Raw genomic sequence first — 20,275 nt, forward strand, 5'->3', positions numbered from 1 at the left:
GTCAGGTGGACAGGATGGTCACCGCCGACACGCCGGGCGCGCCGTACAGGTGGGTGTAGCCGACGCGGGGCGTGCCCGGGACCTGCCGGGTCCCGGCCGTGCCGCGCAACTGCAGCACGATCTCGTGGATCTGGCGCAGTCCGGACGCACCGATGGGCTCGCCGTTGCCGAGCAGTCCGCCGTCGGTGTTGACGGGGAGGCGGCCGCCGATCTCGGTGGCGCCCTCGGCGATCAGGCGTTCCTGCTCGCCGTCCTTGCAGAGCCCGTTCTCGGCCATGTGGATGATCTCGGAGCCGGCGTCGGTGTCCTGGAGTTGGGCGATGTCGACGTCCTCGGGTCCGATGCCCGCCTGCTCGTACGCGGCCCGGGAGGCGTCCACGGTCGGACTGGGCACCGGCTCCCCCACCGGCACGGACGGGCTCTGCACCTCGAAGGCGCCGAAGCGGCGGCTGCGCAGGGCGGTGGCCCGGACCCGTATGGGCGTCGAGGTGGTGTATTTGTGGGCCTGGTCGGCCCGGCACATGACGACGGCGGCGGCGCCCTCGTCCGGTCCGCAGTACATGAACTGCCGCAGTGGGTAGTTGAGGACCGGTGAGGCCAGGATTTCCCCGACGGTGAGCGGCGTACGTCGCCAGGCCTTTTCGTTGCCGGCGGCGTTGCCGAAGTTCTTGGCCGCGACGCGGGCGAGCGTCTCGTGGGAGATGCCGTGCTCGTGCATATAGCGGTTGATCTTCATGCCGAAGAAGTGGGTGGTGAGGAAGAGCCCGGTCTGCCCGTACCAGGAGGGGATTCCGGCGACGGACGGGTCGGCGGCGAAGGCGCCGCGCGGGTGCTTGTCCATGCCGATGGCGATGGTCAGGTCGTGCTCGCCGGTCTCGATGGCGCGGGCGGCCATCGCCACCGCCGTACCGGCCGTCGCGCAGCCGTTGAAGACGCCGCGCAGGGGTACGCCGGTGAGGCCGAGGCGGCCGACGATCGCGTCCGGGTTGGCGACCTCGAAGCTGCCGACGTAACCCGCTTGTATCTGGGGCCAGTTGACGCCCGCGTCGGCGAGCGCCATGCGTACGGCGTCCGCGCCCATGTCCATCGCGGGCTTGCCCGGGAAGCGGCCGAAGGGGTGCAGTCCCGTGCCGATGATGACCGCTTCCGTCATGACTGCTCCTCGGGCTCGTCGGGCTGGTCGGACTCGCCGGGCTCGTTGGGCTCGTTGGGCTCGTTGGGCTCGTCGGCCGGGGTGAACGCGAAGGTCAGGACCTCGGTGCCGTCGACGTCCACGGTGTAGGGCACGAGCGTGAGCCGCATCCGCTGCCCGATGCTCAGCTTCTCCGGGTCGGGTTCGGTGAGCCGAGCCTCTACCAGGACCTCGCCGGGGAGTTCGATGTAGCCGACGGAGTACGGCTCGAAGGTGGCGGCGGTGTCGGATCCGTCGTACGGCGGTGAGGGTGGGCGGAAGCCCTGGGTGGTGAAGGTCCACAGCGTGCCGCTGTCGGCCAGGAGCCGCTCCTTCGCTTCCGGGCTGCCGCAGCGTACGCAGTGCGACTCGGTGGGGAAGCTGACCAGTCCGCAGGCCGTGCACTCGGTGCCGATGAGCCGGGGCTGGGTGGTGGGCGGCCAGGTGAACAGGCCGTCGGCTACAGGCTTTTGCTTCATCATGTCGTGCCCCTTCACGCCGTGCCGTTGCGGTTGCCCAGGGCGTCGGCGTTCGGTGCCGCCTTGGCCACGAGGTTCGGGACGACGGAGGACAATTCCTCGGGTGTCCAGCGGGACTCGGCGCTGGCGCCGGGGCCGTTGACCCAGCCCTCCAGGACGGTGATGCGGTTGCCCATCACGCCGAAGACCCGGCCGGTGACCTCGCGGGAGGCCGCGGAACCCAGCCACACCACGAGCGGCGAGATGGCCTCCGGGGTCAGGTCCTGTGTCTCGGCGGCCCGTTTCATCATCTCGATGTCCTCGGTCAGCCGGGTGAGGGCGGTCGGTGCGATGGCGTTGACCGTCACTCCGTAGCGGGCGAGTTCGGCGGCGGCGATGATGGTGAGGCTGGCGAGACCGGCCTTGGCCGAGCCGTAGTTCGACTGGCCGGGGTTGCCGAAGATGCCGGACGGGGACGTCGTGTTGATGACGCGGGCGTCGTTCTGGTGCCCGGCCTTGGCGCGCTCGCGCCAGTACGCCGCCGCGTGGTGCAGGGTGGCGAAGCTGCCCTTGAGGTGGACGGCGACCACGCTGTCCCAGTCCTGTTCGGTCATCGAGACGATCATCCGGTCGCGGAGGATGCCCGCGTTGTTGACCAGGACGTCCAGGCCGCCGAAGGCGTCGACGGCCTGCTGGACGAGGTGCGCGGCACCGTCCCAGGACGAGATGTCGTCGGTGTTGGCCACCGCCTTGCCGCCGGCCGCGGTGATCTCGTCGACCACGGTCTGGGCGGGGCCGGCCGAGGCGCCCCCGCCGTCGCGCGAGCCGCCGAGGTCGTTGACCACGACCCTTGCGCCCTGCGCGGCGAAGGCCAGCGCGTGGGCTCGGCCGATTCCGTTGCCGGCTCCGGTGACGACCACGACGCGGTCGTCGACCACTCCTTGCGACATCCCAACTCCTCGCTCCGCTGAAAGGACAGTTTTGAGGCTGCGGGCCGGTGGGGGCTGGTCGCGCAGTTCCCCGCGCCCCTTTCGGGGCCTGCGGCCCCTCAAGCGGGCGCAGTAACGCACCAGCACCGACCACGGCGCTTAGTTCACCTCTGCGAGCCGCACCCGCGGGTCCTCGCTGCCGCAGCCGCACCTCGCGGTGACGACCTGGCCCGCAATGCCCAGGGGCGTTTCCGGAAGCCCGGACCCGCGCCCCTCCCCCGCCGCGATGAACAGTCCCCCGTCCCGCTCACCGACCCGCCACTCGGCGCCGTCGACATGCGCTCCGGCCCGCTCGGGGCACTCCAGTGCGAGGGCCGGCCCCACCGTCGTCATCAGTACGGCGGGCACCCCCGCCTGGCGCAGCACCGCTACGGCGGCCGGGCGGGCCAGTACAACCTGCGTCGCCCGGAACATCTCGCCGATGTCGGCGCCGCCGCTGAGGCCCTCCAGGGTCTCGGCGGACAGGCCGATCACCGCGTGGGGCTTCAGTTCCCGGTGGAAGACCGCGGTGCGGCGGTGGTCCCAGCCCATCGCCTCGGCGATGCCGTACGTCACCTTCAGCGCGCGCAGCGCCCCGATGACCGAGCGGCCCCAGAAGCCCTCGAACCCGGAGGCGGTCAGCAACGCCCTTTGTCCGGCCGCCAGTTGGTGGCCGCGCAGCGCTTCGGTGGCCCACGCGGCGTCGCGGTCCATCTGCGCCCACGTCAGTTCGGTGTCCCGCACGCCGTCGGCGGTGGGGAAACGCACAATGTAGGCGAGTTCGGGCCGGTCGAGTTCGCGGGCCCTGGCCAGAGTGTCGGCGCGTGCCATCAGCTCTTCACCACCCTCGGGAACTTGGCGACGCTGGTCATGGTCTGCAACAGCTCCTCCTCGGTCCGCAGATCGAGCACCGGCTCGACACCGGTCCGCTCGTGCACGGCCTTGCCGAGCCGCCCCGCCAGCGCCTCGACGTCGCCGGTCAGTTCGGGGTCGTAGCCGACCCGCAGCCGCAGTTCGTCGACCTCGCGTGACGCTCGTACGATCTGGAAGACGCCCGCCACCGTCTCGGGCTGGTCCTCCACCGCCTGCCAGATGTCCCGCAGGACCACGGAACGTCCCTGGACCAGCGTCTCGTCGCCGCGTCGGCCCGCCACCCACATCCGGGCGTGGGTGCGTCCGCAGCCGCAGGTGCCCCGGGACAGCCGTACGAGGTCCTCGCTGCGGTAACGGATCAGCGGCGCGGCCCGGTTGTCCAGGTCAGTGGCGACCAGTTCGCCGACATCGCCCTCCGCGACGTCACGGCTCCCGGACTCGTCGATGTCCAGGCACTCCGCGAAGACGGTGTCCTCCCAGAGGTGGAAGCCGTCGTGCTCCCGGCACTCCCATGCGGTGCCGGTGTCGGCCGCGCTGGTGTACTCGTAGACGTCGATGCCCCAGTCGTCACGGACCCGCTCGCGCATCCTGCGGCTGAGCGGCTGGCCGGCACACGAGGCGCCCTTGAGGGAGGAGAACGCTTCCTTGAGGTCCACCTTGTCGGCCAGGTGCTCCAGCTCCACCAGCTGTGGGTAGATCATCTGGAGGTAGGCGGGCCGGTAGGTACGCACAGCCTCGACGACCTCGTGCATCTTGCCGAGCCAGGTGTCCACCTCGACCACCACGGCACCGAGCGCCTGGTAGCCGCCGTCCATGAAGTTCCGGAAGGTCCCGGGCGGGCTCAGCACCAGGTCCCCGGGCCGCAGCCCGACCTCCCACAGATCCCGCACCTGCGCGGTCACCAGAGGCGGTGCGTCCTCCCAGATCTCCGCGAAGAACTCCGGGTCGCCCGTGGTGCCCGAACTGGAGGACACGGAGGTCAGCTCCTCGGGCGGGACGCAGAGCAGTCCGCCGAAGGGGTCCTTGGTGCGGGCGCGGTAGGCGCGCACCATGTCCTTGGTGATGAAGGGGATCCGTTCCTGGAAGTCCTCCAGGGAGCGGATGTCCCGCGGATGTACCCCGTGTTCGTCCCAGAGCTCGCGGTAGAAGGCCGAGTTGCCATACGCGTACTCGACCAGCTCCACGACGCGATCCTGCTGCCTCGCACGGAGCTGATCGCGCGGCATCGTCTCCACGTGTGGCTCGAAGTACCTGTCACCGGCCATGGCGCCTCCTCGCAGCCTCGTTCGGCTGCCCAGATCTTCCAGCTATCAGCGTAATGAGTCAACTAATTCGTCGGAATCGACTCGAGACTCGGACCGACACCGAGTCACCTCTCGCATCAGTCCTCACGATATAGTTAACTATTAGCACTCATTCAACCAGAGTGGAGGTACCGCGTTGAAGATCGTTGTCTGCGTGAAGCATGTGCCGGACGCCACGGCGGACCGGACGTTCACCGAGGACGGCACCACCGACCGGGACGCGGTCGACTCCGTCCTGTCGGAACTCGACGAGTACGCCGTCGAACAGGCCCTGCGCCTCACCGAGTCGGGCGTCGACGCCGAGGTCACGTATCTCACCGTCGGCCCGGACGACGCAAAGGACGCCCTGCGCAAGTCGCTCGCGATGGGCGGCGACCGCGCGATCCATGTGAGCGACGACGACATCCGGGGCAGTGACGCGCTCGGTACGTCACTGGTGCTGGCGAAGGCGATCGAGCGGCACGGCTTCGACCTGGTCGTCTGCGGGATGGCCTCGACCGACGGCTCGATGGGCGTCGTCCCGGCGATGCTGGCCGAACGGCTCGGCGTCCCGGCCGTCACCCACCTCGACGAGCTCGCGGTCTCCGCCGAGGACGGCTCGGTGACGGGCCGCCGCGAGGGCGAGTCCGCGACCGTACGCATCCAGGGCACGCTGCCGGCCGTGGTGTCGGTGACCGACCGGTCCGGCGACGCCCGCTACCCGTCCTTCAAAGGGATCATGGCGGCGAAGAAGAAGCCCGTGGAGACCCTTGATCTGACCGACCTGGACATCGAGCCGGAGTGGACCGGCGGGTCCGCCGCCCGGTCGGCGGTCGACACCACGGCCAAGCGCCCGCCGCGCACCAAGGGAGAGATCGTCGCGGACGAGGGGGCGGGCGGCGTCGGCCTGGCCGCGTTCCTCACCGCCAAGAAGTTCGTCTGACCGAATCCGCTACCACGCCTGTCGCGCAAGGAGTACCTCACCATGGCCGAGATCCTCGTCCTCGTCGACCATGTCGACGGCACCGTACGCAAGCCGACCCTCGAACTCCTCACCCTGGCACGCCGGTTGGGCGAGCCCTCCGCCGTGTTCCTCGGGCCGGGCGCGGACGCCGCGACCGACGTCCTCGGCACGTACGGCGCACAGAAGGTGTACGTCGTGGACGCCCCGGAGGTCGCGGAGCACCTGGTCACTCCGGCCGTCGACGCCCTCGCGCAGATCGCCGCGAGCAGCGGACCGGGTGCCGTGCTGCTGCCGTCGAGCCTCGACGGCAAGGAGACCGCCGCTCGGCTCGCCGTCCGCCTGGAGTCAGGGCTGATCACCGACGCCGTCGACATCACCGCGGACCAGGACGGGCGGCCGGTCACCGAGCAGTCCGTGTTCGCGGCGACGTACCAGGTCACGGCGCATGTGACCGAGGGCGTGCCGGTCATCACGGTCAAGCCGAACGCCACCGCCCCCGAGCCCGCGCCTGCCACCCCCGTCGTGGAGAAGGTGGACGTCACCTTCGGTCCGACCGCCACGGCCACCCGTGTCCTGTCGCGCACGCCCCGCGTCGGCGGCGACCGCCCCGAGCTGACCGAGGCCGACGTCGTGGTCTCCGGAGGCCGGGGCGTGAACGGCGCCGAGAACTTCGCGATCATCGAGGCGCTGGCCGACTCCCTCGGCGCGGCCGTCGGCGCCTCGCGGGCCGCGGTGGACGCCGGCTGGTATCCGCACAGCCACCAGGTCGGCCAGACGGGAACCCAGGTCTCCCCGCAGCTGTACGTCGCCGCAGGGATCTCCGGGGCGATCCAGCACCGGGCGGGCATGCAGACCTCGAAGACCATCGTCGCCGTCAACAAGGACGCGGACGCCCCGATCTTCGAGCTCGCCGACTACGGCGTCGTAGGCGATCTCTTCAAGGTGCTGCCGCAGTTGGTCGAGGAGATCGACCGGCGGCGCGGCTGAGGCTTCCCGTAGCCCGAAGCAACAACTAAAGTGTCTAACTAATTGCATCCATTACCCCGAAGGAAGCGCCATGACGAAGATCTGGGTCAACTCGGGAGACTCCCATGTGATGGAGCCCGACGACCTGTGGACCGAGGCCCTGCCGCCGCGTCTCGCCGACCGGGCGCCACGCAGTGAGCGCGGCGAGAAGTACGAAGTGCTCTACATCGACGGCGAGCGCATCGACCGCCAGCTCAACGACTTCATGGACGCCATGCGCCCTCCGGGCGCCAAGGATCTCGACGTACGCCTCAAGGACCTGGACCAGGAGGGCGTCTGGAGCCAACTGGCCTTTCCCTCCATGGGGTTCTGGCTGGTATCGATCACCGAGCGGGAGCTGGCCCGGGAGACCGTGCGGGCCTGGAACGACTGGGCGCACTCCGAGATCCTCGGCAAGAACAAGCGCGTCATCACACCCGCCTGCGTCTCCACGGCCGACATCGGCGACGCGGTCGCCGAGGTCGAGCGCGTGGCGGAGCTCGGCTTCAAGTCGGTGTTCCTGCCGTGCTCCACGCGGCCCGGCGAGGAGTACGCGCTGGACCGCTGGGAGCCGCTGTGGACCGCCGCCGAGCGAGCAGGGGTGGTGCTCGCCTTCCACATCGGCACCGGCGGCGAGAACGTCGTCTTCCGCGGTCCCGGCGGCGCGGTCGTCAACTACATGGAGACGACCTACCCGGGCATGCGCGTGGTGGCCCACATGGTCGCGGGCGGCGCCCTGGACCGCCACCCCGACCTGAAGATCCTCATCGCCGAGGGCGGCGCCGGGTGGGTGCCGGCGATCGGCGACCGGATGGACGAGGCCTACCGCCAGCACGGCATGTTCGTACGGCCGAAGCTGAGCCGGCTGCCGAGCGAGATCATCCGGCAGCAGGTGTACGCCTCCTTCCAGCACGACAAGAGCTCCGTGGAGGTCGTGGAGGCGACGGGCTATTACAACGTGATGTGGGGCGACGACTACCCTCACCTCGAGGGCACGTACGGCCACACCCAGTCGACGCTGCACGAGCTCTTCGAGGGCGTGGACGACAAGATCCGTGAGCGGGTCACCCGCGGCACCTTCAACGAACTCTTCAGCCCGCCGGAGCAGACCCCCGAAGAGGCCGCCGTCTGAGATGCGCCATCCTCTGAAGCCCGGCGGATGACGCCGGGCGGATGACGCCGGGCGGATGACGCCGGGCGGATGACGCCGGGCGGATGACGCCGGGCGGATGACGCCGGGCGGATGACGTCCGACCTCTGACGTCCGGCCTCTGACATCCGGGCTCTGACATCCGGCCGCTCAACTCCCTTCTGCGAGGAGGCGCGAAGAAGCCCTCATGACCCGCCATCCAGAAGCTCCCGCATCTCCCGCATCCCCCGCTTCTCCCGAATATCCCGAGGATCTGGAACAGCCGGGGCTCGTACGGACCGGCCGGTCGACGTTCATCCGTCCCATCCGGCCGGACGACGCCGACCGGTTGGTCGACTTCGTCGGCCGGCTGTCGCGGGCGACTCTGGCGTTCCGTTCCCTCGGCCCGGTGGTCCGGGCCCGGGACGAGGTCATCCGGCGCGGCGCGCACGTCGACTACCTCAACGAGCTGGCCCTCGTCGCCCTGGCCGGCGACGACATCGTCGGCCTGGTCCGCTATCTGCGCGACGCCCAACGGCCGGACCACGCCGAGGTGACGTTCACGATCCGGGACGACCACCAGAGCGAGGGCTTCGGTCGGCTGCTGCTCGAGCACATCGCCGCGGCGGCGCGTGACCGTGGGATCCGGGTCCTGGAAGCGGACCTACTCGCCGACAACGTACGCATGATCAATGTGTTCCTCGGCTCCGGCTACCGGGTCGAGACCGGCCCGCCCGGCCAGATCATCCACTTCGACATCGCCATCGACCCGCAGGCCGAAGCCGTCGCCCGCGCCGAGCGTCGCGAGCACACGGCCGTACGACGCTCCCTGCGGCCCCTGCTCGAACCGCGCTCCGTCGCGGTCGTCGGCGCCAACCGCAGCCCGCTCACCATCGGCCACGAACTCGTGGCCAACCTGCTGCGCGGCGGCTTCCCTGGCGGCGTGTTCCCCGTCAACCCGCACGCGGACGAGATCGCCGGGGCACGGGCCTACCCCAGCATCCGGGAGCTGCCCGAGCCTCCTGATCTGGTGCTGGTCGCCGTACGGGCCGAGGCCGTCCCCGGAGTCGTACGGGAGTGTGCGGAGGTCGGCGTCAAGGCGGTGGTTGTCGTATCCACAGGCTTCGGAGAGACGGGTCCCGCCGGACGCGCGGCCGAGCTGGAGCTGGCCCGGTTCGCGCGGGCCTCCGGGATGCGACTGGTGGGCCCGAACTGCATGGGCGTGGTCAACACCAGCTCCGGGGCACGGCTGGCCGCGACCTTCTCGCCCGCCCTGCCCGCGCCCGGCCGGGTCGCGATGTCCAGCCAGTCCGGACCGCTCGGCCTCACCGTGCTGGACCTGGCCCGGCGGCTGCGCCTCGGCTTCTCCGGTTTCGTGTCGGTCGGGCACTCCGTCGACGTGTCGACCAACGACCTCCTCCAGTGGTGGGACGAGGACCCCGGCACCTCGGTGATCCTGCTGCACGTCGAGCACTTCGGCGATCCGCGCCGGTTCGCCCGTATCGCCCGCAGAGTGGCCCCGCGCAAGCCGATCGTCGCGGTCCATCCCGGGCACGCGGACACGGCCGTCGACTCCCTGTTCGCGCAGTCCGGGGTGATCCGCACCCGGAGCCTCCAGGAACTGTTCGACGTCGCCCTGCTGTTGTCGCATCAACCTCCCCCGCCCGGCAACCGGGTCGCCGTGCTGACGAATGCGGGCGGCCCCGCCGCACTAACGGTCGGCGCCTGCGCGGCGAGTGGCCTGCGGGTCGCCACGCTCGGCGACCGCACCCGTCAGACACTCCGTTCGGCGCTCGCCCCGCAGGCGGAGGTCGCCAACCCGGTCGACCTCACCCCGATGGCCACCGCCGCGCACTACCGGCAAGCACTGGACGCCGTACTCGCCGACGACGAAGTGGACGCCGCGATCGTGCTGTTCATGCCTCCGCTGGCGGACAAGGCCGACGAGGTGGCGTCCGCGATCCTCGACGCCGCGTCGGCCCAGCCGTCGAAACCGGTGGTGACCAGTTTCCTCGGCGGCGCGGGCGTCGCCGATCTGCTGCGCCGGGGCGAACTGGTCGTACCGACCTACGCGTTCCCCGAGTCGGCCGCCGCCTCGCTCGGCCATGCGGCGGCGTACGAGGCATGGCGGAGCCGCCCGGCCGGTTTCGTACCGGACCTCGACGGCATCGACACGGACCGGGCGCGGGCGCTGCTCGCCGGACTGTCCGCGGGTGCGGTTCCGGCGTCCGTGGCGCGGGAGTTGCTGGAGTGCTACGGGATCGACGTACGGGACGAAGCGGGATCCGGCCCCGGCCGGGACGCGTTCCTGCGCGTCGACGCCGACCCCGTCTTCGGACCGGTGGTCGCTTTCGGACTCACCGGCGACTACGCCGACCTGATGGCGGACGTCGCGTACCGCGTCACTCCGCTCAGCGACCGCGACGCCCGCGAGATGATCCGTTCGCTGCGGGCGGCACCGCTGCTGGACGGCCGCGTGGGTGGCCGGGGTGTGGATCTGGCAGCCCTCGAAGAGACCGTGCTGCGGATCTCCGCGATGGTCGAGGACCTCCCGGAAATCGAGGCGATGGACCTGCGGCCGATACGGCTCTCGCCTCCTGGAGAAGGGGTCGCCGTCACCCGGGCGGAGATCCGACTGTGCGAACCGAAGAGCCGTGAGGCGGTCTGAGTGAAGAGCCGAGAGGTGGCCTGAGTCATGAAGGTCGGCATCTACTTCGATCTGCGCAACCCGCCGCCCTGGCAACGGAGTTGGTCCCGGGTCTACGGCTTCGCCCTCGAGATGTGCGAGGAGGCGGACCGGCTGGGGCTCGACTCGGTCTGGTTCTCCGAGCACCACGGCTTCGAGGACGGCTACCTCCCACAGCCACTCACCATGGCCGCCGCCGCAGCCGCCCGCACCCGCCGCGTACGGCTGGGCACGGCCGTGATCCCCGCACCGCTGCACGCGGCACCCGAGATCGCCGAACAGGCCGCCCTCGTGGACATCCTGAGCGACGGGCGACTCGATCTCGGGCTCGGCACCGGGTATCGCGTACCCGAATACCAGCTGTACGGGGCGGATCTCGCCAAGCGCTACTCCACCACCGACCGTCGGGTCCGCGAGATCCGCGAACTGTGGGCCTCGGCTGCGGTCACCCCGGGTCCGGTCCAGAACCCGCTGCCGATCTGGCTCGGCTACCAGGGTCCGCAGGGGGCCCGGCGGGCGGGCCGGCTGGGCACGGGGCTGCTGTCACTGAATCCCGCACTGCTCGCGCCGTATCGGGAGGGGCTCGCGGAGGGCGGGCACGAGGGGTCGGTGGCGCGGATGCAGGGTTCGTTCACGACCTTTGTCACCGAGGATCCGGACGGCGACTGGCCGGTGGTGCGCAAGCACCTGGCGTACCAGTGGGACAGCTACCGCCGCTACATGGTGGAGGGCACCGACCAGCCGCTCCCCCGCCCCATCGATCCGGAGAAGTGGCGGGAGACCGGCCTGCGTGCGAACGGCTTCGCCCAATTCCTCTACGGTACGCCGGAGTTGGTGGCCGGTGCCATCAAGGAGTACGTGGCCGGGTTGCCGGCCGAGGGCGTGTTCCTGTGGGCTTCGCTGGCCGGGATGCCCGAGGAGATGGTCGCCCGGCAGGTCCAGCTGATCGCCGGGAAGCTGCGGCCGCTGTTGGCCGACGTCTGATCCGCCGATGACCTGCCTACCTTCGAGACGAGAGAGTGCGCGCATGCCGACACCGAACACCGAGTGGGCCGGATCGGACTTCCAGGAGCCGCCGCGTACGCCGGGCGGAGTCGCGTTGTGCGGAGCCTGTCGCGCGGCAGGCGCGTGCCGCCTGGGCGTGGACAAGGAACGGCTCGGCGACGACGGCATGGCCTGGTTCGAACTGGCCTGTCCGCGCTCCCAGGAAGGCGGGCCGAACGTAGCCCACGGCGGCTGGACGGCCGCCGTCATGGACGAGTGCCTGGGCCATCTCCCCTTGCTGAACCGGGTGTTGAGCGTAACAGCCGAACTGACGGTGAGCTTCGTGAGGCCGGTTCCGGTGGAACGCCCGGTCCAGGTACGGGCCTGGGTCGAGCGGCGCGAGGGCTCGCGCTGGTACATCGCCGGCGAGATGACCCTGCTGCCGAGCGGCGCGGTGCTGGCGCGGGCGTCGGGGATCTGGGTTACACGGGATCCGGGACACTTCGCGCGCCACGAGGCGTGGCTGGCAGACCAGTGACTCACTCCTCGGGCGGGCGCTCGGGGATTCAGGCCTCCTCGTCCGTTGCTGTGCCGCCAGCCGGCACAGGTTTCGGGCGGGGGTCCGCAAAGAGCGGAGTACGCCTGGGTGGCGAATCGGCGACGGACCGTTCGGAAGGGTGGATTCCGGGCGATCGTTGAGCCATGCCCGAACTTGCCGACAAACAGCCCTCCGGCGTGGAGCGTGTCCTCGCCTCAGGCTGTCTCCTGCTTCTCGTACTGGTGGCGGACGTGGCAGCCCGCGCTATTGGTCGTCATCGTGCTCGCCGCCCGGACCATGCGGAGCCCCAACTCCCTCTAACTGCCACAGGGCGCTGTCTGATCACCCGTCATGTGATCAGTGGCAGTGATCGGACTCGGTCGCCGGGCCGGTGCCGGTGGCGCCCAGGTCATCGGAGTGGTCGGCGTCGAGGCGCGGCCACTGTGCTGTGGGACGTCCACCCGGCCACTCCCACAGCGGTGGCCAGTCCGGAGCCCCGCCCAGGGTCCGCGTGGCCTGCCCGAGGCGCGGCCAGCCTGGCGGTGAGTCCTCCCAGTCCTCCTGACGCCCGAACGCCGTGAGGTCCATGAGCGCGTAGCTGTAGTCCACCGCCTCGGCCCCGCGACGTTTGGTCCAGTACGTCTCGAAGACACGGTCGCCGTCGCGCAGGTAGCACACCAGGTGGAACAAGCCGAGCTCCCGGCCGGCAAGCAGCGACTCGAGCGAGGGCTGGGCGGAGTACCACGGCATCGCCCAGCCCATGAAGGCGCGGTAGCGCAGGCTCTCCTCGTACGACGTCTGCGCGTCCGCGAAGCCGTAGGCGGTGTTCCGCCCCTGACAGAACACGGCGAAGGTGATGTCGCGGGAGTGCAGATAGGCCGGCTCGCCCACGTGGCTCATCACCCAGGTACAGCCTTCGCACTGCTCAGCGGCCGGCCGGCCGGGCCACCACATGAAGTAGTAGGCGATCATCTGGCGTCGCCCTTCGAACGCGTCCAGGAGCGTCATGGGACCGTCCGGCCCCAGCAACGGGCTGTCTGCGGCCACCTCGACCATCGGGAGCCTGCGGCGCGCGGCGGCGATCGCGTCGCCTTCGCGGGTGTGGGCCTTCTCCCTCGCCCGCAGTCCGTCCAACTGCTGCTCGAAGGTCGCGCGGTCGACGACCGGCGGTTGCGCCTTGCTCGGGTTCTCGGACATCAGCGGCTCCTGGGATTCACTTCGCTGTGACTACGGGGCGCTCCTCAGCACCGTAGTCGCCGGTCGGGATCGCCGTCATGAGCCCTGGTCCCACCGGCAGGTGGTGTGTCCGGGTGTGGTGCCGCCCGACCGGGGCGAGTCACCAGAGGAACGGATCCTGCTGGTCACCACCGGGCCCCGGACCCTCCTCGACGGACTCCTGCGCCCCTTCGTACGGGTCGGGCTCGAACTCGATGGCCCCGGCGTCCAGGACCGCCGGGGCGATGTCATGCCGCCGGAGGACGGAGGCGATCAGCTCCGGCACTTTGGCACGTTCGTCCGGTGAGACATGCGAGAAGTCGACGGTCACCTGCCACTCCCCGGGCACGTTGCCCATGCCTGAGGCCAGATGGCTGGGGGTCGCCGGGAGGTCCCCCGGAAGTACGGAGGGGGAACTGACATCCCACAGGGCCGCGCAGACCGTGCGCAGCGCGGACCGCATCTGGTCGTCCGGCGTGTTGGAGTAGATGCTGATGATCACGTCGGCGGACCTGTGCAGCTCGTCACGCAAGGCTTGGCGGATGACGATGTCGTCGTGATCACTGGCGTTCGGCATTCCGTGCTCTCCTCAACGGCTGCCCAGGAATCCCACGTTGGCGTTGTTCCAGATCGCCCCATCATGCCCGCTCCCGCTGCGGCCCTCCCGGCAACGGCGGAGCTCTCCAGTCGCCAGCCGAAACTTATTGCAACCGTATGTCTTGACATGCGCGGTGACCGCTCTCACTATTACCGGAATTAGAGCGCTCCAGTAGAGCGCTCTAATTCCCACGCATGACCGACTCGACGGAGAGGACAGGGATGCATGGTGAAGGCCAGAGAACGTCTGCAGCGCTACAGCCTGGTCGGCCCTGAGGGCGAACGTGCCGTGGAAGCGGGGCTCGCGGAGGGCACCGACTGGTTCCGCAGCAACGTGCCGCGCCGCCGGATGAAGGAGCTGATGCGCCGCTCGGACGGCCCGGCGATCCGTGACACGGTCATCTGGCTGGGCGCCATGGCGGTGTTCGGGACCCTGGGCGCAGTCTTCTGGGGCAGCTGGCTCGCGGTGCCGTTCTTCGCCGCGTACGGAGTGCTGTACGGGTCGGCCTCGGACTCACGCTGGCACGAGTGCGGGCACGGCACCGCCTTCAAGAACCGCCGGCTCGACGACGCCGTGTACCAGCTGGCCTGTTTCATGGTCATGCGAAACCCGACCGTGTCGCGCTGGAGCCACACCCGGCATCACACCGACACGCTGATCCTCGGCCGCGACCCGGAGATCCAGGTGATGCGCCCGGCCCGGCTGGCCAAGCTTCTCGCCAACTTCTTCGGCCTGGTCGACGTACCCGTGGCGCTGCGCGACACCGTCCTGCACGCGTTCGGACGGCTCACCGCCGAGCAGCGCACGTACGTGCCCGACATCGAGCGCGCCAAGGTGTTCCGCACGGCGCGCATCTGGTTGGCCATCTACGCCGCCGTGATCGCCGCCTGTGTGCTGAGCGGCTCGATTCTGCCGGCGATGTTCGTCGGCCTGCCGCGGATGTACGGCGGCTACATGCTCTACGTGTACGGGCTCACGCAGCACGCCGGGATGGGCGAGAACGTACTCGACCACCGGCTCAACACCCGCACGGTGCACATGAACCGCGTCCACCGGTTCCTGTACTGGAACATGAACTACCACGTCGAGCACCACATGTTCCCGATGATCCCCTACCACCGGCTGCCGGAGCTGCACGAGGAGATCAAGGACCAGCTGGCTCCCGCGTACCCGTCCCTGTGGGCGGCGTACAAGGAGATCATCCCGGCGGTGCTGCGCCAGCTGAAGGACCCGACGTATTACGTGCGGCGTGAACTGCCGCCGGGGGCACCGCCGTTGCACGCCCGCTCCGATGGCCGTGCGCTAAGCGCTCCGCTGGAAGCACAGTGATCAATCCGCGGGTCGGTGGGGGCTGATCGCGCCCACGCGGCGGAGCCGCATATGTCACAGCCCCGCGCCCCTTACGGGGCGCGAAACCGCACCGGGACTTCGCCAAGGCGCCGCACCCCGCCCACGAGGAGGCAACACCCACATGTCCAAGTGGATCGCCGCATGCCAGACCGACGACATCGACCCTGAAGACGTCATCCCCTTCCAGCACGAGGGGGTGGACTACGCCATCTACCGCTCCCCCGACGACGACTTCTACGCCACCGCGGGGCACTGCACCCACGAGCGGATGCTGCTGTGTGACGGCCTGGTCATGGACAACACCATCGAATGCCCCAAGCACAACGGGCGGTTCGACTACACCACCGGGAGAGCCGCGGGCGCTCCCGTCCTCGTCGATCTGCAGACCTATCCGGTCCGGGTCGAGGACGGCACCGTCTTCATCGGGATCGGCTGAGCTGTGGGGGCCGTACCAGGGATGGTGGTCGTCGGGGCCGGTGAATGCGGTACGCGGGCCGCGGTCGAGCTGCGCGAGGCGGGCTGGACCGGCTCGATCACGTTGGTGGGCGCGGAGCACTCGCCACCGTATGAGCGCCCGCCGCTGTCCAAGTACGTGCTCACCGGGTCCGAGGGAAACGTCGAACCCCCGGCGCTGTACGAGGACGGCGCGCTGCGGGACGCCGGGATCGAGTACGTCGCGGGGGCTACCGTCACCGGTGTCGACCGCGACGCGCACGAGGCCGTGCTCGCCGACGGGCGCCGGATCCCGTACGAGCGGCTGCTGTTGGCCACGGGGGCGAGTGCCCGGCGACTGCCGGTGGCCGGCATCGAGGCAGGCGGCGTGTGCTATTTGCGCAGCCGTGCGGATGCGATCGTCCTGCGGGACCGGCTGCGGCCGGGTGCGCGTATCGGCGTGATCGGCGCCGGTTTCATCGGCCTGGAGCTGGCCGCGGCGGCTGCCGCGCGGGGCTGCGACGTCACCGTGATCGAGGCGGCGCCGCGCCCGATGAGCCGGGCGGTGCCAACCGACATCGCCACCGCGGTCGCCGACCGCCACCGGCAGGCCGGTGTCGATCTGCGCTGCGGGCTGGCGGTGGAACGGCTCACGCGCCGGGACGGCGCGCTGTTGCTGGAGCTTGGCGCTCCGCTGGAAGTGCCGGGACCTGCCGTCCATCGTCTGCCGCGCAACCGTGACTCGTCGCTCCCCCACTTTCGGCTTCGCTCGAGCGGCGGGACCTCCATCGCGGCGGAGCCACATATCGAAACAGCCCCGCGCCCCTCAGAGGCGTTGCCGCTCGCCTTCGACACCGTCGTCGCCGGTGTCGGTGCCGTACCCGAGACCACACTCGCGGAGAAAGCCGGCCTCGCCATCGACAACGGGATACGGGTGGACGACCGCCTCACCACCTCCGACCCCGACATCTTCGCCGCAGGCGACTGCTGCTCCTTCCCGCACCCTCTCTACGGCGGGCGCCGTATCCGCCTGGAGGCCTGGCGGAATGCGCAGGATCAGGGCCGGGCGGTGGCGCGGAGCATGCTGGGCGACGAGCAGCCGTTCGCCGTCGTTCCGTGGTTCTGGTCCGACCAGTTCGATCTCACCCTGCAGATCGCCGGACTGCCCGACGCCGCCGCGCAAGAAGTCGTACGCGACCGCCGGGACGGGGTGGCGATCCAGTTCGGTCTCGGGGACGACGGGCGGCTGCTGTCCGCCGCCGCGGTCGGCGCCGGTAACGCCGTGGCCAAGGACATCCGCCTGGCCGAGATGCTCATCGCCCGCCGGGCGGTCCCGGACCCGGCAACCCTGGCCGACCCGGCCGTACCGCTCAAGACCCTGCTGCGGCAGGCACCGAGCTGAACAGGAGACACCCTCCATGCACCACTCGTCCTTCCCCCGCTCCGGCGCAACGATCAGCAAACTCGGTTTCGGGGCCATGGGTTTCGCCGGCTGGTTCGGCGGCAACGCCGACGACTCGGAGTCCCACTGGATCGACAGCCTGCTGTACGCGCTGGACCGGGGCGTGAACTTCATCGACACCGCCCGGGCCTACGGGAACTCCGAACGCATCGTCGGCAAAGCGCTGAGCCAGTGGTCCGGAACGCGTCCCTTCGTCGCCACCAAGGTCGAGAACCTCTCCGGGCAGCGCGGCTGGGGCACCCCCGTGGACCCCGAACTCGCCCACCCGCGAGGCCACATCATCGCCGGCACCCAGCGCTCGCTCACCGAACTCGGCCTCGACCACGTCGACCTCCTCCAGCTGCACATCTGGTGGCCCGCTTGGGGCGTGAGCGGGCACTGGATGGACGAGTTGCAACAGCTCAAGCAGGAAGGACTCGTACGCCACATCGGGATCTCGATCCCGGACCATCGATCCGACATGGCGCTGCCGCTGGTGCAGTCCGGGTTGGTCGACTCCGTCCAGACGATCATCAACATCTTCGATCCGATCGCCCTGGACAACCTCCTGCCGGCCTGTGTCGAGCACGACGTGGCCGTGATCGCGCGCTGCGTCCTGGACGAGGGCGGGCTGACCGGCACGCTCACCGAGGACACCGTCTTCGCCGAGGACGACTTCCGGTACGGCTACTTCGACGACATCGTGCCGCGCTCGGTCTACCTGCGGAAGGTCGAGGAGCTACGGCAGTACGTGCCCCGGTACGCCGGCTCGCTCGCCGCCCTCGCCCTGAAGTTCGTCGTCCAGGCGCCGGGCGTGACCACGGCGATCTCCTCGATGCAGGTCCGGGAGTACTGCGAGGCGAACATCGCGGCGCTGGAAGAGCCCGAACTCCCCGCGGAAATCCACGAGTTGCTGCGCTTCAAGCATCGCTTCATCAAGAACTTCAACGAAACCAAGATCTTTGGGGAGTACCGATGACGACCAGCACACCGCCGGACACAGTCCGCTGGGAAGACCTGCTGCCGCGCGAGTTCGAAGAGCGGCTGGCCCAACTGCCGCTGGTCTACATGCCGATGGGCCTGTGCGAGCCGCACGGCCACGTCGCCGCGTTCGGCCTGGACACCCATAAGGCCGTCTACCTCTGCGATGAGGCCGCGCGCCGTTTCGGCGGCATCGTCGCGCCGACGCAGACGTACCAGATCCACGAGACCGGCTACCACCGGCCGTGGCTCAAGGAAGTGATGGGCGACGTCAATCCGCGCATGGGCAGCCTCCCGCCCGACGTGGTCCTGCGCCTCCTGGTGTACCAGCTTCGGGCGTTCGTCAACGCGGGCTTCCGCGCTGCCGTGATTCTGACGGGCCACAACGCCAACCAGCCCGATCTGCGCCTGGCGGTGGAGGAGTTCCGCCGGGCCCGCGACATCCCGATCACGGCGGTCAGCGACCCGGAACTGGTCATGGGCCAGTTCGAGGGCGACCACGCCGGCCGGTACGAGGTCTCCCAACTGATGTACGTCCGCCCGGAACTGGTCGACCTCGGCCGCCTGGTCGACCGCAACACCACACCTCTCGGCCGCTTCGCCCAGGGCGACGACGCCCATCTCGCCAGCGAGAACGAGGGCCGGGCCATCATCGAGGCCAGCCTGGACGCGATCAAGGCGATCGTGGACGGGTGCCGGCCGCTTCCCGAAGCGGACGCTCCGTTCATGTCGTTCGAGGAGGCCGAGGAGGTCTGGCAGCGCGTCGCCGCCCGCTCGGACGAATGGTGCACCCTTCGGGAGTAAAGGGACGCGGGCGCGGATCACAGGGGTAAGGCGCGGCACAGACGCGTATGGACTAGAGCTCAAGACGTATGGTCGCCGGGATTCACGCGATGATTCAGAGAGTTGTCGTAATCGTCGCTGAGGGGCCGCACAGCAAGCAATTGCGCGTGCCGAGTCGGCCCGCCCGGCCGACCTGCTTCGGTCGGATTTCTCGGCTGCGCGGACTTCGGGTGCGTACTTCCCTACGCTGTCGAGGAGTTGTTGCTGTCTTGGGTCGCGAGCACAAAGGAATTCCGCTGCTCTGCCTGCCGTTCGCCGGAGGCGGGGCGTTGGTGGCCGGCATCGCCGAGAAGGCCAACTGACGCCTTCGCCGTCTTCCGTCGCGTGTACGGCCGGATTCGATCACGCATGGGGTTTTGTGGGACTGGAGTGAGCCAAACTATCCGGCAGGGGCTGAGTGTTGAGGCGGCGGGAAACGGCCGCGGCGGGGGCAACCGCACGCGACCACAGACTGCGGCGGCCCGCCCCGGACCCGACGTCACGCGACGGCAGCGTCAGCTCTTCCGACCCACACCGCACAGCACCGCTACGTCGCCGGGCGGCCACGGGCTGGGGTCGGGCCGCCAGGTGGAGGTGGGTACCACGCCGGGCTCGACGAGGTCCAGGCCGCGGAAGTATGCGGTGATCTGTTCTGGGCTGCGGTTGGTGTAGGGATGCGGGCTGCCGCTGTTCTCGTTGAACTGGCGGACGGCCTCGTTCCGTTTCTGGTCGGTGGTTGTGCCGTCGTTGACGACGAGGTAGCTGCCGGAGGGCAGGGCGTCCAGCAGGCGCTTCAGGGCGGCCTGCGCCTCTTGGTAGTCGGGGACGTTGCCCAGAATCCCGAGCATCATCAGGCCGATGGGGCGGTTGAAATCCAGCGTCTTGGCGGCTTCGGCCAGGATCAGGTCCGGGTTGCGTACGTCGGCATCGATGTAGTCGCAGGCGCCTTCGGGGGTGCTGGTCAGCAGCGCCTGGGCGTGCCTCAGTACGAGGGGGTCGTTGTCGACGTAGACGATCCGTGCCTCCGGCGCCACCCGCTGGGCGATCTCGTGCGTGTTGTCGGCGGTCGGGAGGCCTGTGCCGATGTCGAGGAACTGCCGGATGCCCGCCTCGCCCGCGAGATAGCGGACAACTCGCGCCAGGAATGCCCGGGTGTGACGGGCGTCGTCGACGATGCCCGGGAACACCTCTTTCACCTGGTCCCCCGCCTCGCGGTCGACCTTGTAGTTGTCCTTGCCGCCCACCCAGTAGTTCCAGATCCGCGCCGAGTGCGGCACCGACGTATCGATCCTGGCCCCTACCTGCCGTGCTGAGTCGTCGTCCCCCATGGAGAACATCCTCCTGCTGCGCGTCCAGTGGCTCTCACCCAACCTAGCC

19 protein-coding genes are annotated in these 20,275 nt (G+C 69.7%); 11 read left to right on the forward strand and 8 right to left on the reverse strand.

What is annotated here, in order from left to right; translation table 11 throughout:
- Position 1: 1 nt before the first annotated feature.
- The 5 genes from OHT21_RS04010 to OHT21_RS04030 all read right to left on the reverse strand — a co-directional run bounded on the left by OHT21_RS04010 (position 2) and on the right by OHT21_RS04030 (position 4,735).
- On the reverse strand, positions 2-1,153 hold the full coding sequence (locus OHT21_RS04010) for a thiolase family protein (RefSeq protein WP_328766809.1): 1,152 nt from the start codon (positions 1,151-1,153) through the stop codon (positions 2-4).
- Positions 1,150-1,653: a Zn-ribbon domain-containing OB-fold protein gene (locus OHT21_RS04015; protein ID WP_328766810.1), complete on the reverse strand. Its 504-nt coding sequence runs from the start codon at positions 1,651-1,653 to the stop codon at positions 1,150-1,152. Before OHT21_RS04015 ends, OHT21_RS04010 begins: the two co-directional genes overlap by 4 nt.
- A gap of 11 nt (positions 1,654-1,664) precedes the next feature.
- Positions 1,665-2,579, reverse strand: coding sequence for an SDR family oxidoreductase (locus tag OHT21_RS04020; RefSeq protein WP_328766811.1), 915 nt, complete (start codon positions 2,577-2,579; stop codon positions 1,665-1,667).
- A 138-nt stretch (positions 2,580-2,717) separates the two neighbouring features.
- A complete protein-coding gene (locus OHT21_RS04025; RefSeq protein WP_328766812.1) occupies positions 2,718-3,428 on the reverse strand; it encodes a hypothetical protein in 711 nt (236 codons plus the stop codon).
- Positions 3,428-4,735, reverse strand: a complete 1,308-nt coding sequence (locus OHT21_RS04030; protein WP_328766813.1) for a phenylacetate--CoA ligase family protein — start codon at positions 4,733-4,735, stop codon at positions 3,428-3,430. The genes OHT21_RS04025 and OHT21_RS04030 overlap by 1 nt, the downstream gene beginning before the upstream one ends.
- A 175-nt stretch (positions 4,736-4,910) precedes the next feature.
- Between OHT21_RS04030 and OHT21_RS04035 the strand changes: the two genes are divergently transcribed.
- The 6 genes from OHT21_RS04035 to OHT21_RS04060 all read left to right on the forward strand — a co-directional run bounded on the left by OHT21_RS04035 (position 4,911) and on the right by OHT21_RS04060 (position 12,059).
- Positions 4,911-5,696, forward strand: coding sequence for an electron transfer flavoprotein subunit beta/FixA family protein (locus tag OHT21_RS04035; protein ID WP_328766814.1), 786 nt, complete (start codon positions 4,911-4,913; stop codon positions 5,694-5,696).
- 42 nt (positions 5,697-5,738) lie between these two features.
- The gene (locus OHT21_RS04040) at positions 5,739-6,704 is read left to right on the forward strand and encodes an electron transfer flavoprotein subunit alpha/FixB family protein (RefSeq protein WP_328766815.1); all 966 of its coding nucleotides are present in this window, start codon (positions 5,739-5,741) and stop codon (positions 6,702-6,704) included.
- Between the two features lie 70 nt (positions 6,705-6,774).
- Positions 6,775-7,854 (forward strand): amidohydrolase family protein, encoded by a 1,080-nt coding sequence (locus tag OHT21_RS04045; protein WP_328766816.1) that lies wholly within the window; start codon positions 6,775-6,777, stop codon positions 7,852-7,854.
- Between the two features lie 205 nt (positions 7,855-8,059).
- A complete protein-coding gene (locus OHT21_RS04050) occupies positions 8,060-10,519 on the forward strand; it encodes a bifunctional acetate--CoA ligase family protein/GNAT family N-acetyltransferase (RefSeq protein ID WP_328766817.1) in 2,460 nt (819 codons plus the stop codon).
- Between the two features lie 27 nt (positions 10,520-10,546).
- Positions 10,547-11,521, forward strand: coding sequence for an LLM class flavin-dependent oxidoreductase (locus OHT21_RS04055; RefSeq protein WP_328766818.1), 975 nt, complete (start codon positions 10,547-10,549; stop codon positions 11,519-11,521).
- A gap of 43 nt (positions 11,522-11,564) precedes the next feature.
- Complete coding sequence (locus OHT21_RS04060) at positions 11,565-12,059, forward strand: PaaI family thioesterase (protein ID WP_328766819.1); 495 nt, start codon at positions 11,565-11,567, stop codon at positions 12,057-12,059.
- Positions 12,060-12,416: 357 nt separating this feature from the next.
- On the opposite strand, the gene OHT21_RS04065 is transcribed toward OHT21_RS04060, so the two are convergent.
- A complete protein-coding gene (locus tag OHT21_RS04065; protein ID WP_328766820.1) occupies positions 12,417-13,256 on the reverse strand; it encodes a DUF899 family protein in 840 nt (279 codons plus the stop codon).
- Between the two features lie 139 nt (positions 13,257-13,395).
- Positions 13,396-13,851 (reverse strand): hypothetical protein, encoded by a 456-nt coding sequence (locus OHT21_RS04070; protein WP_328766821.1) that lies wholly within the window; start codon positions 13,849-13,851, stop codon positions 13,396-13,398.
- Positions 13,852-14,097: 246 nt separating this feature from the next.
- Here OHT21_RS04070 and OHT21_RS04075 point away from each other — a divergent pair, with 246 nt between their 5' ends.
- The 5 genes from OHT21_RS04075 (at position 14,098) to OHT21_RS04095 (ending at position 18,880) form a co-directional block, all read left to right on the forward strand.
- Positions 14,098-15,201: a fatty acid desaturase family protein gene (locus tag OHT21_RS04075; protein ID WP_328766822.1), complete on the forward strand. Its 1,104-nt coding sequence runs from the start codon at positions 14,098-14,100 to the stop codon at positions 15,199-15,201.
- A 142-nt stretch (positions 15,202-15,343) separates the two neighbouring features.
- The gene (locus OHT21_RS04080) at positions 15,344-15,658 is read left to right on the forward strand and encodes a MocE family 2Fe-2S type ferredoxin (protein ID WP_328766823.1); all 315 of its coding nucleotides are present in this window, start codon (positions 15,344-15,346) and stop codon (positions 15,656-15,658) included.
- 21 nt (positions 15,659-15,679) lie between these two features.
- Positions 15,680-17,056: an NAD(P)/FAD-dependent oxidoreductase gene (locus OHT21_RS04085; RefSeq protein ID WP_328766824.1), complete on the forward strand. Its 1,377-nt coding sequence runs from the start codon at positions 15,680-15,682 to the stop codon at positions 17,054-17,056.
- Positions 17,057-17,072: 16 nt separating this feature from the next.
- Positions 17,073-18,074 (forward strand): aldo/keto reductase, encoded by a 1,002-nt coding sequence (locus OHT21_RS04090; protein WP_328766825.1) that lies wholly within the window; start codon positions 17,073-17,075, stop codon positions 18,072-18,074.
- Positions 18,071-18,880, forward strand: a complete 810-nt coding sequence (locus OHT21_RS04095) for a creatininase family protein (RefSeq protein ID WP_328766826.1) — start codon at positions 18,071-18,073, stop codon at positions 18,878-18,880. The genes OHT21_RS04090 and OHT21_RS04095 overlap by 4 nt, the downstream gene beginning before the upstream one ends.
- 533 nt (positions 18,881-19,413) lie before the next feature.
- Here OHT21_RS04095 and OHT21_RS04100 read toward each other — a convergent pair.
- Positions 19,414-20,226, reverse strand: coding sequence for an SAM-dependent methyltransferase (locus tag OHT21_RS04100; RefSeq protein WP_328766827.1), 813 nt, complete (start codon positions 20,224-20,226; stop codon positions 19,414-19,416).
- Positions 20,227-20,275 lie beyond the last annotated feature (49 nt).

This window comes from Streptomyces sp. NBC_00286 (assembly GCF_036173125.1).
Lineage (GTDB): Bacteria > Actinomycetota > Actinomycetes > Streptomycetales > Streptomycetaceae > Streptomyces.